13 protein-coding genes are annotated in these 15,499 nt (G+C 71.3%); 6 read left to right on the forward strand and 7 right to left on the reverse strand.

All coding sequences use genetic code 11. The annotated features are described in order from the left end of the window. The first annotated feature begins 365 nt into the window (after positions 1 to 365). Positions 366 to 647, forward strand: a complete 282-nt coding sequence (locus VEL82_00900; protein ID HXW66434.1) for a hypothetical protein — start codon at positions 366 to 368, stop codon at positions 645 to 647. An 83-nt stretch (positions 648 to 730) separates the two neighbouring features. Here the strand turns inward: VEL82_00900 and VEL82_00905 are convergent, their stop codons facing one another. Continuing rightward, a complete protein-coding gene (locus VEL82_00905; protein HXW66435.1) occupies positions 731 to 1,186 on the reverse strand; it encodes a DUF1801 domain-containing protein in 456 nt (151 codons plus the stop codon). Positions 1,187 to 1,350: 164 nt separating this feature from the next. Here VEL82_00905 and VEL82_00910 point away from each other — a divergent pair, with 164 nt between their 5' ends. The 3 genes from VEL82_00910 (at position 1,351) to VEL82_00920 (ending at position 4,546) form a co-directional block, all read left to right on the forward strand. Next, complete coding sequence (locus VEL82_00910; GenBank protein ID HXW66436.1) at positions 1,351 to 3,453, forward strand: adenylate/guanylate cyclase domain-containing protein; 2,103 nt, start codon at positions 1,351 to 1,353, stop codon at positions 3,451 to 3,453. A 10-nt stretch (positions 3,454 to 3,463) separates the two neighbouring features. After that, positions 3,464 to 3,835: a VOC family protein gene (locus VEL82_00915; protein HXW66437.1), complete on the forward strand. Its 372-nt coding sequence runs from the start codon at positions 3,464 to 3,466 to the stop codon at positions 3,833 to 3,835. Between the two features lie 135 nt (positions 3,836 to 3,970). Beyond that, positions 3,971 to 4,546 carry an NAD(P)H-dependent oxidoreductase gene (locus VEL82_00920; GenBank protein ID HXW66438.1) on the forward strand — a complete coding sequence of 192 codons (576 nt, stop codon included), beginning with the start codon at positions 3,971 to 3,973 and terminating at the stop codon, positions 4,544 to 4,546. 7 nt (positions 4,547 to 4,553) lie between these two features. Here the strand turns inward: VEL82_00920 and VEL82_00925 are convergent, their stop codons facing one another. Continuing rightward, a complete protein-coding gene (locus tag VEL82_00925; GenBank protein ID HXW66439.1) occupies positions 4,554 to 5,261 on the reverse strand; it encodes a hypothetical protein in 708 nt (235 codons plus the stop codon). Between the two features lie 54 nt (positions 5,262 to 5,315). Then, the gene (locus VEL82_00930) at positions 5,316 to 5,990 is read right to left on the reverse strand and encodes a hypothetical protein (protein ID HXW66440.1); all 675 of its coding nucleotides are present in this window, start codon (positions 5,988 to 5,990) and stop codon (positions 5,316 to 5,318) included. A 256-nt stretch (positions 5,991 to 6,246) separates the two neighbouring features. Here VEL82_00930 and VEL82_00935 point away from each other — a divergent pair, with 256 nt between their 5' ends. Continuing rightward, positions 6,247 to 7,419, forward strand: a complete 1,173-nt coding sequence (locus tag VEL82_00935; GenBank protein HXW66441.1) for a glycosyltransferase family 4 protein — start codon at positions 6,247 to 6,249, stop codon at positions 7,417 to 7,419. A gap of 63 nt (positions 7,420 to 7,482) precedes the next feature. Beyond that, positions 7,483 to 9,846 (forward strand): hypothetical protein, encoded by a 2,364-nt coding sequence (locus VEL82_00940; GenBank protein ID HXW66442.1) that lies wholly within the window; start codon positions 7,483 to 7,485, stop codon positions 9,844 to 9,846. 19 nt (positions 9,847 to 9,865) lie between these two features. On the opposite strand, the gene VEL82_00945 is transcribed toward VEL82_00940, so the two are convergent. From VEL82_00945 to VEL82_00960, 4 genes are read right to left on the reverse strand one after another with little or no spacing between them, the layout of a single operon-like run. Then, entirely contained in the window at positions 9,866 to 12,214 is a 2,349-nt protein-coding gene (locus VEL82_00945) for a hypothetical protein (protein ID HXW66443.1), read from the reverse strand. A 60-nt stretch (positions 12,215 to 12,274) separates the two neighbouring features. Beyond that, positions 12,275 to 13,477 carry a glycosyltransferase gene (locus VEL82_00950; GenBank protein HXW66444.1) on the reverse strand — a complete coding sequence of 401 codons (1,203 nt, stop codon included), beginning with the start codon at positions 13,475 to 13,477 and terminating at the stop codon, positions 12,275 to 12,277. Next, a complete protein-coding gene (locus VEL82_00955; protein HXW66445.1) occupies positions 13,464 to 14,654 on the reverse strand; it encodes a glycosyltransferase family 4 protein in 1,191 nt (396 codons plus the stop codon). The genes VEL82_00950 and VEL82_00955 overlap by 14 nt, the downstream gene beginning before the upstream one ends. A 25-nt stretch (positions 14,655 to 14,679) precedes the next feature. Beyond that, positions 14,680 to 15,495: a glycosyltransferase family 2 protein gene (locus VEL82_00960; protein HXW66446.1), complete on the reverse strand. Its 816-nt coding sequence runs from the start codon at positions 15,493 to 15,495 to the stop codon at positions 14,680 to 14,682. Positions 15,496 to 15,499: the final 4 nt, after the last annotated feature.

Consider the following 15,499-nt stretch of genomic DNA (forward strand, 5'->3'; position numbering starts at 1 on the left):
CGACGTCCGGTCGGACCGCACGCTCCGCCGGATCATCCGGCAAGCGGGGAGGCTGGCGCGATGGGTGGGGCCGAACCTCGGGCCGCGCACCCGACGCGGTGCCCTGCGCCGATGTTCCAGCTGGCCGCGACCACGGTCATCGCGGTGCTCCCCCTCGTGCCCTCGGTGGAAGAACGGGAGCACCTCTCCTCTGTCTGCGCGTCGACGCCGAAGGAGCCGGGCTCGCTGGGAGTAGCGGCGAAGGGGGGAAAGTGGAGGCTGCAATGCCCATTCCACCTGGGGCGGGAAGGAGATCCCGGGCGACTCGAGCCGTGGGTCGATGATGCGCGACGATTATGTCGGCGAGTCGGATATCTCCGGCGACGATGGAGCCGGGTCGTGACGGCATCGCATCGCAACTCGCGAAGACGCGGCGGGACCTTCGTCTGAGCCTCTACATCCTCGTCGTGGGACTCCTCGTAATCTCGGTCGCCGTCGCGCTGGAAATGACGGGCGGCAGTGACACCGCAATCGCGCCGGGCGCGTATCTCTCGCTGATCACGGTGATCCTCTACAACGGCGGGGGCACCGCCGCCTTGGCGGGTGCGCTCTTCGCCTTCCACAACTGGCAGATCCTGGAGCGTGCCCAGACCATCGTGGCGCCCTAAAGGTGACCTGGCGCCCGTCGCCAGTCCGCAGCGCCCCGACCTGCTACGAGGCGCAGCGCGTCCTCGGCGGGGTCTGCCGCTGCTCAGGTGAGTGCGCGCTTCAGGAGCGCGGCGATCCTCGCTTCTTCGGCGGGAGAGAGCGCGGTGAGCGCGAAGGCGGTCGGCCACATCTTGTCCTCGTCCAAGTTCGCCTCGTCGCTGAATCCGAGCGTGGCGTAGCGAGTTTTGAACTTACCCGCGGCCTGGAAGAAGCAGAGTATCTGTCCGTTCTTCGAATACGCCGGCATCCCGTACCACGTCCGGGCCGAGAGATCGGGGGCGTGGGCACGGACCAGGGCATGGAGCCGTTCGGCGAGGTCGCGATCCCCGGGAGCCATCGTGGCGATCTTCGCGAGCACTTCGGCCTCTCCGGTCGTTGCCCCCGCCGGCGCACGAGATCGTAGCTCACGGGCGCGTTCTTTCATCGCCGCGAGTTCTTCGCTGGTGAACCTGGCGCCCGACCTCGCCCCCGGCTTTCTCGCGCTCTTCTTCGCGGCCATCGCGCAAGCGAGCCCGGCGGCACCCATAACGGCCTCGACCGTCGGCGGTTCATGTCGGTTCATCGGGTCGTCGTGGGCGGGGTTTCGGCCCCGGCGGAGGGCCCATCGAACGCAACCGGGCGCCCAAGGTCTAATCTAAGACGACTCGATTTCGGCGGTCGACGATGTCGCGGCGGCTCGCCGCCATCATGTTCACGGACGTCGCTGGGTATACTCAGCTCGCCCAGACCGACGAAGCCGGTGCCCTTCGGCTTCTCGAGGAACAGGAGCGCGTCGCCCGGCCGCTCCTCGCGACCCACCGCGGCCGGAAGGTGAAGTCGATGGGGGACGGGCTCTTGCTCGAGTTCCCGAACGCGCTGGACGCCGTCGAGTTCGGCGTCGGATTTCAGCGAGCCCTCCACGAGCGGAACGCGCGGACGGGCGCTCTCCCGCTGCGCCTCCGCGTCGGGATCCACCTCGGTGACGTCCAGGCCAAGGGCGCGGACATCCTCGGAGACGCGGTCAACGTCGCCTCCCGGGTCGAGCCGCTCGCGGACCCCGGGGGCGTCGCGCTCTCCGTGCAGGTCTATGATCAGGTCCACCGCAAGGCGAACTGCACCTTCGAGCGGCTGGGTCCGCGCAAGCTCGAAGGGGTCGTCGAACCGATCGAGATCTACCGGGTCGCGTTTCCGTGGTCGCCGCCGGCGAACGTCGTGCTCCCGTCGGTCGTGCCCCGGGTGGCGGTCCTTCCGCTGGCGAACATCAGCCCGGATCCGCACGACGAGTACTTCGCCGACGGCCTGACCGAAGAACTGATCTCCGTCCTCTCGCGGATCGGCGGGCTCCGCGTCCTCGCTCGGACGTCGGTGAACCAGTACAAGGGCACCTCGAAGCCGATCTCGGTGATCGGGGCGGAGCTGGGCGCCCAGGCGGTGCTCGAGGGAAGCGTCCGCAAGGACGGTGACCAGCTTCGCATCACGATGCAGCTCATCGACGCCGACACCCAGGAGCACCGGTGGGCGCAGACCTACGATCGGCGGCTGGAGAACGTCTTTGCGATCCAGGCCGAGGTGGCCGAACGGACCGCCGAGGCGCTCAAGGTCCAGCTCCTGAGCTCGGAGCGCAAGGCGATCGAGGAACAACCCACCGCGAACTTCCGCGCGTACGAGCTCTACTTGCGGGGCGTGCGCGCCGCGCAGACGGCGCTCGGGGGCATGGCCAGCGCCGAGGGAGCCCGGGCGGATCGCGCGGCGGAGGAGTACTTCGAAGCCGCGATCCGAGAGGATCCCGCGTTCTCGGCCGCCTACTCTCATCTGGCAAATCACCTGATCGCCGCCAGCGGCGAGACGCGTCCCGCCCGCCTCGCACTCGCGCGGGCCCGGGTCCTCACCCTCCACGCGCTCGAGCTGCATCCGAGCTCGTCCGACGCGCATACGGCCCAGGGGAACCTGGCGATGCAGGCCGACCACGACTGGCCCCGGGCCGAGGCGGAGTTCCAGCAGGCGATCGCGCTCAACTCGAGCAGCTCCGCGGCCCACGTGTGGTACGGCCACCTCCTCACCGTGCTCCAACGGTACCGGGAGGCCGACAAGCAGTTCGCCGCCGCGATCGAGCTCGATCCGCTCTGGTTCTATCCTCAGTTCCTGCGCGCGTGGAACCAGGCGTACGCGGCCGACTACGAGCGCTTCCTCGCGCTGAGCGAGAAGCTCCTGGCCGACTTCGGGGACCGTCAGTGGTCGCGCGGTACGCTGGCCTGGGCCTACGCCTTCGCGGGGCGCGTGCAGGAGGCGGTCCGGCTCTTGAAGCCCCTCGTCACGCCCTTCGGCCTCCCGCTGCGGCACATCCAAGGCGAGCTGAACGCGTTCCTCGGGAGGCCGCAGCAGCTGCGGTCCTGGCTCGCCACGCTGGAACGGAACACGAGCGCGAGCGGCCCGAGCCCGGTGCTGGTGGCCTCCGCCTACGGGATGTGCGGCGAACGGGAGAAAGCGCTGGGCCTCCTGGAGCGAGATTGCGCCACCGGCGAGGGCTTCCTCTGGAACCATTACCAGTGGGTCGGCTTCGATCGGGTTCGCGATGACCCCCGGTTCGCGGCCCTGGTGCGGGCGATGGGTCTGCCTCCCGGGCTCACCCGTCCGCTCTGGGACGGACGTGGCCCCTTCCCGGCGGCGGTTTCCGGAGGAGAGTGCCCAACGACCCCTCGCCAGGGTGGGCGAGCGATGCGACCATCGCGGCGAGCCGCCCCGCGGCGTTTCAGGACCCCCCGGCAAGCCAGAAAGCGCCCCCGGTGATAGTCCGGGCATGGATCCCATGATGAAGCCGAAGTTGGCGCCGTACCTCGTCGCGCGGGATGCTGCCGGGCTCGCCACGTTCATCGAGAAGGGCCTCGGCGGCCTGCGGGGCTTCCAAGAGCTCGACGCGAGCGGCAAGTTCCAGCATCTCGAGATGAAGGTGGCGGATGCGGTCGTGATGCTGGCCGACGCGCCGAGCGGTCGACCGCCGTTCCCCGCGATGCTCCACCTGTACGTGGCGGACGCCGACGCGGCGTTCCAGCGGGCACTGAAGGCCGGGGCCCTCAGCGTGCGGGAACCGAGCGACATGCCCGACGGGCGTCGCGGCGGGGTCCGCGATCTCTGGGGCAACGAGTGGTGGTTCACCCAGCCGAAAGCCTGAGCCGCCGTCACCCGGCCCGCGCCCGCCCTCGTCGCGTGGGTGGGGTCGTGCGGGGCCAAGGCCAGGTAAGCACCTTTCCTGCGGCGGACGTCCCGATTAAGTAGCGTCCGACCCCATCGCACGTTCGAGGGCGCGATGCCGCGCGTGGGGATCGTTCTGGGAAGCACCCGGCCCGGACGGGTCGGGGAGGCGGTGGCGCGCTGGGTGCTCGAGATCGCCCGAAAGCGGACCGACGCGGAGTTCGAGCTCGTCGACCTCAAGGACGTCAACCTCCCGCTGCTGGACGAGGCGGTCCCACCCTCGGCGGGGAAGTACGCCCAGCCGCACACCCAGGACTGGTCGAAGGTCATCGGCTCCTTCGACGCATTCGTCTTCGTGACCCCGGAGTACAACCACAGCGTGCCGGCGGGGCTGAAGAACGCGATCGACTACCTGTTCGCCGAGTGGAACCACAAGGCGGCGGGCTTCGTGAGCTACGGCAGCTCGGGAGGCGTGCGAGCCGTCGAGCATCTCCGCCTCATCCTGGCGGAGGTCATGGTGGCGACCGTCCGAATGCAGGTCCCGCTCCCGATCTCCACCGACTTCGAGAACTTCCGGGTGTTCAAGCCGCTGCCCATCCGAGAGCCGCAGCTCAACACGATGCTCGACCAGCTGATCGCCTGGGCGAACGCGCTGCGTCCCGTCCGGGAGCATCCACCGCCGAGGCGCTGAGCTCGCCTCAGCCGGGCGCGGGAGCGGTGGCGACGAGGGCGCGCAGGCCCGGCGTGCCCTGCAGCGCGAAACCGGACGTCCGTTCGATGAGCACGGCCTCGCCGACCTCGATCGGCTGGGCGTCGACGGCGCCCCGGCCCGCCAGGACGTAGACGATCCCTCGGCGGGCCCGCCCGACCCGCAGGAACGCCGTTCCTCGCTCCGCGAACTGGATCTCCTTTGCCTCCAGCCCCGCCGACGAAGTGACCGGGGTCCCTGGACCCACGAGCGGACGGATGCGGGCGCCCTCCGCCTGGACCGGGGACAGGGCGGGGAGCGCGGACTGCAGCCGGTTCTCGCCCTTCGTCCCACCGCTCAGCGCGAGCACCAGCGAGAACCAGCGGATCGAACTGCCTTTCCCGGGGCTGATCCGGTGCGCCGTCTTGTCGTAGACCGTGAACAGTCGCACCGAGCCGGGACGCATCGACTCGGGCGGGCCGCCCTCGAGTTGGTACGACGCGAATCCCTCGAGCACGTAGGTGAGCACCTCCTCCTGCTCGTGACTGTGGGCCGGGTACTGCCGGGCGCCCGCCGCCATCGACTCCACGGCGCGGACGTACGGCGGCCACACGTCGACCTTGGCGCTCGGGATGATCCGGCGGACCGTCGCGACCTTCGCCGCCACCTCGCCCGAAACCCACTGGAGCGATGGACCTGTCCCGACGGGCGCGGCCACGGTGGCCGTCCACCCGCGTCCGGGCTCATAAGATTGCCACGGCGCCCGGACGCTTCAGACGGGCGCGGCGTAGCGGACGACCGGGTTGTCGATGTACTCGAGGACCTTGGGCACGCCCGCCTCGAGCGCGATGTGTCGGGCCTCGCGCAGGAGCTCGGTGCGATCGGCCGCCTCGGCCGCCGGGATCTCCGAGATGTGGACGGTCACCGGTCTCGCGTGCCGATCGAACGCGGCGAGGAAGCCACGACACTCCGGGAAGCCGAGCTGGAAGAGCCGGAGCTGGAGCTCGACGTCGGGTGGGACCGGGTCGGCCCGGTAGCTCTTCATCTCGAAGAAGCGAGCGCGGCCGTCCCAGTAGTCGGGCTGGGCGTAGATGCCCGCGTCCTCGCCGATGAGGATGAGGCGGCTGCGGGGCCGGGGGAGGCCCATGAGCTCGCTGCCACGGAACGCTCGAAGGACCCCCGCGATCTCCTCCAGCTGGCGTGCGCGGTCCGTGGGCGGGAGCGACACCGCCGCCTCCTCGATCGCGCGGTCGAGCTCCTCCGCGCTGAACCGGTCCATCGCCGCAAGGGAGGGACGGCGGCCCATCCGGAACTCATGACTGAAGCGGGAGAGGGCGCCGTCGATCGCCTTGCCGACCGCCATCGCGATCTCGTCGCGTTCGGTCACCGGTCGCGGAAAGAGCGCGCGGACGATCTCGTGGCTCGCGACGGTACGAACGGTGGTCACGCCGGTCCCTCCCTCGCGGTGCCACCCGGCACTTGGACCAAGGTTCAAAGGCTCATGGGGGCAGACCGGGTGGTACGCGATGCCCCGGCGGGGAGGGCCGCTGCGGCTCGGCCCCCGGCGCCTCGGGGCCGCTGCCGTCACGCATATAGCCCATGGACGGCGTGGGTACGAGCGGTCGTCCCGGTGCGTCGGACCGTGGCGTTCCCGCTGACGGGCTGTGCCCGGCTCGCGGCACGGCGATCGGTGCGGAGGTCGGGTGGTGAAGGTCGCGGTCGTGGTCCCCAGTTTCTCGCGCGTCCTCCCATCGGATCCGGAGTGCATCGCGCGGGGCCTCGCCGAGGCCGGGGCCGAGGTCCACGTCTTTACGACCCGATCGTCCTCCGGACGGGACGCCGACTATCTCGGGCTGCCGGTCCGGGACCTGCGGGACTCGCCGTTCGAGATCCACTGGTGCCGCCACCTCGGCGTGGTCCGCCAGTTCGTCGTCTCCCTGCCGCCCTCGCCGCCCTTGGACTCCTCCTTCCAGGGCGCGATCATCTTCGAGGACTACCCGATGCTCTCGCGTCAAGCGGCCCGCCAGCTCGCCCACGCGTCGGTGCCGGTCGTGCTCGCGGTGGAGCGGTGCTACTATCCCTCGGACCGCCTCGCACGTTCCGCGCTGGGCTTCGTCGACCGGGCCCTCGCGCCCCGCCTCTGGCGTCGCGCGGAGGCGATCGCCTGCCACTCGCGGGAGTCGATGCGATTCTACACGAACCTGGGCGCGCCGCGCGAGCGGCTGGCGTACCTGCCCGGCTGCATCGATGCCGAGTACTTCCGTCGCGAGAGCGCCCTCGCGAACGGCCATGTCCGCACGGCGCGGGATCCGCCCACGATCGTGTGCGTGGCCCGGTTGCATCCGTACAAGGGCATCCCCGTGCTGCTGGAGGCCGCCGCGGGCCTGCGGGCCCGGGGTCGGGACTTCCGCCTGCGGATCATCGGCCGCGGGCCGATGGAGGCGGAGTATCGGGGGTTGGCGACGCGGCTCGGCCTCGGCGCCTGGGTCAGCTTCGAGCCCACGCCGATCCCGAACCCCGCCATGCCGGCGGTGCTCGGTGCGGCCGACATCTACGTCCAGCCCAGCCTGATCGAGCCGTTCGGACGCGCCGCCGCGGAGGCGATGGCCTCGCGACTGCCGGTGGTGGCGTCCGCGGTCGGGGGCCTGCGCGACACGGTCTCCGACGGAGAGACCGGTGCGCTGGTCGCTCCGGGCGACGCGGGAGGCCTCGCCCGGGCGCTGGAGACCCTCGCCGAGGATCCCGAGCTCGCCCGGCGGATGGGGCGCAGCGGCCAAGCGCGGGCGATCGAGCGCCTCGACTATCGGCGGGTCGCGCGCTGGTACCTCGACCGGTTCTCGGGCCGGGGGCCGCGCGCTCCCGGGCTCGCGAGTTAGCCCGGGGATGACCGGAGCGCCGTTCGCGGGAGGCGAGCCCGACGGGTTCGGGGCCCGCGCGCCATGATCCCGCTACCGCAGTTCACGCTCCTCCTGCTGCCACTCTGGGCGCTCGGCCTTCCCTTGATCGGGGAGTCGGTGCTGTGGCTGGTCTCCCTCCTGCCGGGCGACCGGGCCCGCCTCGGCGCGCTGTCGCGGCTGTCGCTCGCCGAGCGCGCGATCTGGGACCTCGCGATCGGGACCGCGGCCCTCGTCATCGCCGGGCTCGCGATCGCGGTCTTCGGGCTCGTGCTGACGGCCGCCGTCGCCTTCGGGCTGGTCCTGGTGCCCGCCGCCCTCGCGGTGGTCCGCCTGGTTCGGGGGCGCGGCACGCTCCTGAGGCGGCTCCTGGCGCGCGTGCGCGCCGAGCGTTGGGAGATCCTGGGCCTCGCGGGGCTCTTCGCCGTCACGCTTGGGGTCCGCCTGTGGGTGTACAACGGACTCTACCTGTACGCGGGACCGGACATCCGCTTCTACACCTTCTACACCCAGCAGATCCTCGCCACCGGCCACCTGTTCCCCTCGCTCCGGTCGATCGTGTTCCCGGGCTGGATGGTCGCGTCCGACCTGCACCAGTGGTTCAGCGGCGCGGAGGACGTCTTCGCCGTCATGAACCTGTGGTGGTCGACCGACACGCCGCAGCTGGCCTCGGGCGCCACCCTGCTGTTCAGCAGCGCGATCCCGCTGTCGGTATACGCGCTCGGGCGCGCGCTGTTCCGGGATCGCGGTCGCGGGCTACCCCTGATGGCCGGGTTCGTCATCGGGCTGGCGACCAGCTACCCGTCCTACTTCCTGAGCTGGGGCGGGATCGACGAGACGGTCATCTGGGTCGTCTTCCCGATCGCGGTCGCGGTCACGCTGCTTCTCCTGGACGAGACACGCGCCTCCTTCGGCATGCTCCTGCTCGCGACGCTGCTGGTGGCCGGCGGCGTGTTGATCTCGCCCCTGTCGCTCGTCTACGTGACCACGCTGACGATCGGCATCGGGCTGGAGGTGATCGTCCGCCGTCGGTCGGTGGGGCCCGCATTGGCGCGCCTGTTCGTGCCGATCGCCGGCGGGGTCGCGCTGGCCTCGCCGGCCCTGGTCCGCGCGGCCGCCGCCTGGCAGGCCAACCAGGCGGCCCAGGCGCCCGGCGCCATCGGCTGGGGCACGTTCGCGACCGCCCCGATCATCCGCTACGGCCCGGCGGTCGGCTCGCTGCAGCGCTTCCTGACCAATTCGACGCCGCTCGACGTCGTCGCCGTCGTCGTGGTGCTCGGGTACCTCGGGCTCGCGCTCAGCGTCCGACGGGTCCGCTGGGTCCCGGCGCTCCTGGTCTGGATGGCGATGCTGTTCGCGTTCAACGAGAACGGCCCCTACGGCCTCTACTGGGTCCGGTTCCCCGGCTGGACGGCCGTCTTCCCCGACCGACCCGCGGACCTGTTGTTCGTTCCCCTCAGCCTGGGCGTCGGCCTGTTGACGGCCCGGCTCCACTCTCTCGCCCGGGGGCCGCCGGCGTTCACCCGGAGTCCTGAGGGCTCCTCGCCCCCGTCCGCGGGCCACCCGCGGTCGGGCCCGCCGAGCGCCGCCGGCCGCCCGGGGCCGCTGCGCGTGGCGGGCGCGATCGGGCTCGTCGCGGTCGTGGCGCTCAGCGGCGGGGTCTCCGTCAGCGTGGCCCAGACCAACCAGGTGAACGTCGACTGGGCGAACGGATTCTCGCCGGCCGACCTCGAAGGGTTCGCCTGGCTCCAGGCCCACGAGCCCGCGGGTTCGACGGTCCTGGTGACGGATGTCGACGCCGGCAACTGGCTGCCCGCGTTCACCGACCTGCGCGAGTTCCCGGACGCCGCGATCGTGAACAACGCGAGCCTCCTCGCCGAGTACGCCACGATGGTCGAGCAGATCACGGACTCGAACTACACCGCCTACTCCGAGCTCGCGAGGGCCTACGACCTTCGCGCCGCGTACTTCGGATCGCAGATCGCGTACACTCAGCCGGTGGTCCTCGCTCCGCCGCCGCTCCTCCAGCCGCCGTTCATCTTCTACTTCGTCTCGAGCTACCACCTCTGCCTCCCGCCGACCGCCCCGTGGATCGCCCGGCTCGCCTGCAACAACGACACGCTGTCGCTCGTCGGTCCGATCGCCTTCTCCGAGACCGTCTACGACAACGGCGCGGTCGTCGGGACGTTCAACGGCAGCGTGCCGATGGGCGACAACCTCACCTTCGTCCTGCACGAGTACACGGCGCAGTTCCCGGGCAACTGGGACGCGGCGATCGTCAGCCAGCCGCTCGCGGCCGTCGCCTATCAGGTCCCCGGCAGCTCGGCCGAGGTGCTGTCGCTGAACCCGGAGTTCGCTTCCACGACCTGCACGATCGTGCCGTTCTCCTCCTGCGCGCCGGTCGGGTGACGCCGGCGCCCGATGGGGTCTAGGTCTGCGGCAGCTCGCCCGCGACCACCGTGATCGTCACGCCCGGCGGCGCGGTCTCGAGCGCGGTCCACTGGGGATCGAGCATCGCGAGCTCGGCGTTCCCGCTGTAGTAGGCCCAGGTGCCGAGCGGGTGCTCCTCGAACGACGCGCTCCAGTCCCCGGGGAACGGCGGCGTGCCCGAGGCGAGCGTGAAGGTCCAGCTGGTCCCGTTCGCGATCGCCACGAGGCCCATCCCGATCGGCTCGAGGTCGTGGTACTCGGTCAGGTTGACGACGACCGGTCCGCGGAAGGTCACCGAGTCGCCGTTGCACAGGAGGAACAGCGGCAGGTTCTCTTCGGGGCTCTCGCAGACGCTGTAGCGCGAGGCGAAGTCGAGGATCGGGCGCGGCGCCACCCACTTCGCCGGGTCGAACGACGGCACGCTCGAGTAGCCGTTGCGGGCACCCCAGTAGGCGCCGCTGATGTTGAAGGCGTGGAGGAACGAGAGCGTCGGGGCGTACTCGCTCGTGTTGAACAGCGCCGGGATCTCGGTCGACGCTTCGTAGACGGACGGGCTCGAGATGAGCTCGGGGTACGGGAAGACCTTGAGGTCGGTGAACTGGGGGATCCAGGTGCCCGCATCCGCGTCGGTGACGAGGAGCGTGGCGTTCGCCGGCAGGTGGCTCTGCATCCAGGCGAAGGCCGCGAGGTCCGCGGGCGTGAGCTCGGTCCCCCAGCCGACGGTCTCCGCGTTGTCGATCACGACCTGGACGGACGCCGCGGTGCCGAGCAGCAGGAGCGCCACGAACGCGACCTGGCGCTTCGATAGCGGACGCCCGTCGCTGCGCGGGAGGCTCCAGGCGCTGCGACGCGGCACCGGCGCGGTGGCCACCGACGCGGGGGGTCCTCGCTCGAGCAGGGTCGCGAGCAGCCAGCCGGTGCCGGCTGCCAACGGAAGGAACATCCACTCGAGGGGCCGGTCGGCATAGAGGAACGACCAGCCGGGGTACTGGACCCAGTACGGTCCGAACGGACCGTTCGAGTTCAGGAGCAACAGTCCGATCCCGAGCCCGAGGAGGGTGAACGCATGCCGCTCGCGGTAGCGCACAAGCGCGAGGGCGAGGCCGAGCCAGCCCAGCACGACGACGACGCCGGTTCCGAGGATCCCGGTGTGGAGGAAGAGCAGGTTGCGGGCGGTGGCCAGCGGCTCGCCGGGCACGAGGATCACGTCGCTCTGGAAGACCCCCCAGCCGGCGTAGCCCGGAGGGCTGAGCGCGTTCGCCGTGGAGAGGTCGGCGATCTCGGCGTACAGGATCGGCGACGCGATGGCGACCCCGAAGAGGTAGAAGACGGCGCCCCGGGCCAGGGCCCGCACGGCCCCCGAGCGCAGGGCGAACGCCCCGAGCACGGCCGCGACGACGAAGACGCCGACGTAGGCGAACGGGTACGGGTTGACGATCACGGCCCCGCCGAAGACGAGGCCGGCGAGCACGAGCTCGGCACTGAGGAACCGGGGCGAGCGCAGCGCGGCGAGGAAGAAGGCGAGGGCGACCGGGACGAGCAGCCAGTTGACCTGCTCGTCGATCCCTCCCCAGTCCTGGTAGAACAGCGGGTAGGCGGAGAACATCCCGAGGGCGAGCGCCCCGAGGGTGGCGGTCCAGGGGCTGCGCGTGGGGAATGCCGCGCGGAAGAGCACGAACCCGGCGAAGGGGATCAGGATGCCGACGTCGATCACCGCCGCCGAGACGAGCTGGGGCGCGTTCCACGGCACCCAGGCGTTCACCGTCGCGAAGATCGCCTCGCTACCGGCGAAGCGCAGATGCGGAGCCACCACGGGGTTCCACGACGGCTCGGCGTAGGGCGCCCAGGAGGTGACGAAGTGCCCGTGGGCCTCGACGAGCTGGGTGATCAGCGTGAACATGCGGATGTCGTCGCCCGCGTAGACGAGGTACGGGACGTAGGAGGCGATCCGGGCGACCACCACGACCACGACGACGCCGAAGAGGAACCACTCCACGCGCGCGGGCGGCGCGGGCCGCCGGCCGAGCGGCGCTCCGAAGCGCTTGCGCGCGAGGAACCCGCGAACGAGGAAGATCGCGGCCGCGAGGAGGAGCAGTGCCCAGGCGACGTCCGTCCCGATCGAGAGGCCCGCGATCGTGGCCACGAGGTAGAGGATCGGCACGACCGAAAGTCCGAGCGCGGCGTCCTCGATCAGCCGTCCGAGGATCGCGGCCCAAGTGGCGGGCGGATCCGCCGACGCCGGCGGCAGGAGCGCGGAGACCGCCCAGCGGATCATCGAGCCGATCAGCGCGCTGGCGAGGACCAGGATCGGCAGCAGCCCGAGCGCGAGCCATCCGACCGGAATCATGGTCGGCTCCACGACTGCTGCGGGCAGGCGCCCGGGCCCCTCAGGCGAGCCCGATCGCCGTTAGCTTCGAGCAAGGGACGCGATCTCCTGCGCCACTCGATCGAGGTCGGCCGACTCCGTGTACCGGCGCACGAACTCCGGATCCGGTCGCGGCGGGAGCGCCGGGCCCCTCGAGGCCCGTACCTCGGCGCAGAGCGCCTTGAGGCGGTCGGCGAACTCCGAGCACGGGGCGACCTGGACGCTCGCCGCGGCATCGATGCCCGCGGCGGCCTCGGGCGTGGCGAGGACCCGCAGCCCGTGCAGCACGTAATCGACCATCTTTCCGCTCGTTCCCCCGGCGACGTCCATCGGCGCGAGCCCGATCTCGCAGGCGAACAGCAGGCCGTCCAGGTCCGATACGGTCCCGAGCACCCGAAGATTGGCACCGCTCTGAGGGACGTACGGCTCGGAGTCCAGCCCGCCGACGAGGATCAGCAGGTCCGGATCCGAGCGACCGAGGGCCGGCGCGAGCTCGTCGCGGAGGAAGTGGAAGGCACGCACGTTCGGCGCGTACTGGAACGAGCCGACGAAGACGGCCGGAACGCGGCCCGCCAGGCCGAGCTCGGCCCGCCACCGCGCGATCGCCACGGGGTCCGGGACCGGCCGGGTCCGCTTGAGCGTGCAGACGCGTAGTTTCTCCGCGGGCACGCCGCCCTCGCGCAGCGAGCGCGCGACCTCCTCGGACGGGGCGATGACGATCCGCGCGATGCGCAGACCGAGCGCGTTGAGCGGCCGACGGGTCAGGCCGAACAGGATCCCGCCCCGGTAGCCCGCTTTGCGCCAGTGCCGGCTGACCGCGGTGTTCGCATCGAGCGGGTAGTAGACGAGCGGCACCTGCCGGATCCAGCTCCAGACCGCGGCGAGACCGGCGACGTACACGTCGACGGGTACGATCACACGGGCCCGCTGGGCTCGGGGCGAGCGAGCGTCGCGCACGATGAACCGGAGCTCCTCGGCCACGGCCGCGAGCAGGTAGCGGAACCCGACCAGGAGGGGACCGCTCGACTCCCGCGCGCGGTCCGTGCCCACGGTGGCATGCTCCCCCGGGGCGACGACCTCCACCGGAACGACCCGCCGCAGTCCCTCCACGAACCCTCGAAAGTGGAGCGAGCTGCCGTGATAAGCCGCGTTCAGCGCACGGTGATACAGTGCGACCACGCGCGCGAGGCTCGGGGTGCCCGCCGGCGCCGGCGTCCCCGTCGGTGGGAGGTCAGGCGCTGCCATCGCCTCCTCGGGGCGCGGCGAGCGCCGCCGCCTCCGACGGGACGGACGTTCGCTCAAGGATCTCGCGGTAGCGCCGATCGAACTCGCCGGCGACCTCCCGCCATCCGATGACATCCCGGGGCCGCGCGAACGGTCCCAGCCCGGCCGCCCCTTCGATCGCTACGGCGAGCGCGTCGGCGGAGAGGTCCGCGGCGAGCCAACCGTTCTCGCCCGTCCGGATCCGCTCGCGCAGCGCGCCGACCGGGAAAGCGGCGACCGGCTTGCCGCGCGCCCAGGCCTCGCTGACGACCAGGGAGAATCCCTCGACGAAATCCGCGCGGCTCGGCACCACGACCACGTCGGCGGCGTCGAGCGCGCCGACCCGCTCCCGTTCATCGACGGGTCCGAGGACCTGGACGTGGTCCGCCACCCCCAGCTCGGCGGCGAGCCGGCGGAGACGATCGAGCGAGCCGTCCACGTCGGGGCCGACGATCACCGCGCTCGCGTCCGGCAGCGCCCGCCGGACGGCCGGCATCGCGCGGACCAGCCACTCCGGCCCCTTCAGCGGGTGGCACCGGCCGAGGAACAGCAGCACCGGACGTCGTCCCGCGAGGGCGTGCGCCGCGCGGAATGACGCGCCGAGGGGAGGGGAGGTCAGCACCGAGTCCGGTACCCCGCCGGGGATGTAGCAGACCCGGGGGCTCCACTGGCGCGCGACCCGTTCCTCCTCGCGGCTCTGGACATGCACCAGCGCGGCCCGCCGCAGCGCGCGGTGAACGATCCCGTCATCGACGCGACCGGCCCAACGAACCGGCCGTCGGGGGTGACGCGCCAGGCTCGAGACCACGGGCGTCGAGAGGACGAGCGGCCGGCCCAGTCGTAGCGCGAGGCCGATCCCGATGAGGTTGAACACCTCCTGCGGGTTCCATACATGGACGATCTCGGCCCACGTCACCGTGTCATGGAGCGCGCGGTAGGAGGCCGGCGAAGGGATCTGGATCCAGTTCGAGATCGCGCCGACCGGCACGCCGAGGAACTCGACGAGGTCCAGGACGAGCCGTCGGGGCTCGGGCGACGGCGCGACGACGCGGACGTCGGCGCCGCGCCGGGCCTCGTCGCGGGCCACCTCGTAGATCGAGAGTTCGACGCCACCGAGGGGAGGGACCGGAAACGCTCCGAGCAGGTAGAGAACCCTCACACGACCCCTCGACCGGGCCGGCGGGTCACTGCTGGGTCGCGGTGCCGGAGCTGTGCGTGTCGGACGGGCAGGCGAGCGGGCTCGGGACCGTTCCGAGGGCACGGAAGCGGAGCCCGACCATGCGGGCCAGGATCAGGAAGCCGTGGCGGAACCGCAGCTTCTTCGTTCCGACCCGCGCGCGGTACGGCACGGCGACCTCGGAGATCTCGAGCCCCTTGACGTTGTGGACGTAGTCGTTCAGCTCGCACTCGATGTCGAAGCCGCGCGAGCGCGGATTCCAGTCGCGGACGACGTCGGCGCGGAAGAGTCGAAGACCCGAGAGGGGATCGTCCAGCGGGATGCGGTTCATCGCCCGGTGGACCTGGGCGAGCACCCGGTTGCCCCAGGCGAACGCGTGGGAGGTCGCGCCGTTGTTGGCGATGTTCTCCCGACGGGCAATCACCATGCCGACGTCCGGGCGGTGGTTCAGGATCGAGCGCATCGGGTGCATGGCGTACGAGGGATAGGTGCAGTCGGCGTCGATCATGCCGATGAATCGGGCCCGCTCGAAGTGATCCCGGACGTACTCGAGGCCCAGACGGACCGCGTCTCCCTTGCCCTTGCCGGCCTGCTCGACGACCTCGGCCCCGGTCGCGCGCGCGACCACGCCGGTCGCGTCCCCGTCGGGCCGGTGGATGACCACGATGCGCGGGTTCAGGCTCCGCCGCACCTCTTCGATCACCGGAGCAATGCCCTGGGCCTCCCGGTACGCGGGGATCAGCACCACCGTGTCGTCGAGGGGGGGAGGCAAGCGCCCGAACGCAGCCGCGTTCGAGCCGCCCGACCCGTCACTGAATGCCATGCGG

This window comes from Thermoplasmata archaeon (assembly GCA_035622275.1).
Lineage (GTDB): Archaea > Thermoplasmatota > Thermoplasmata > Lutacidiplasmatales > UBA184 > Lutacidiplasma.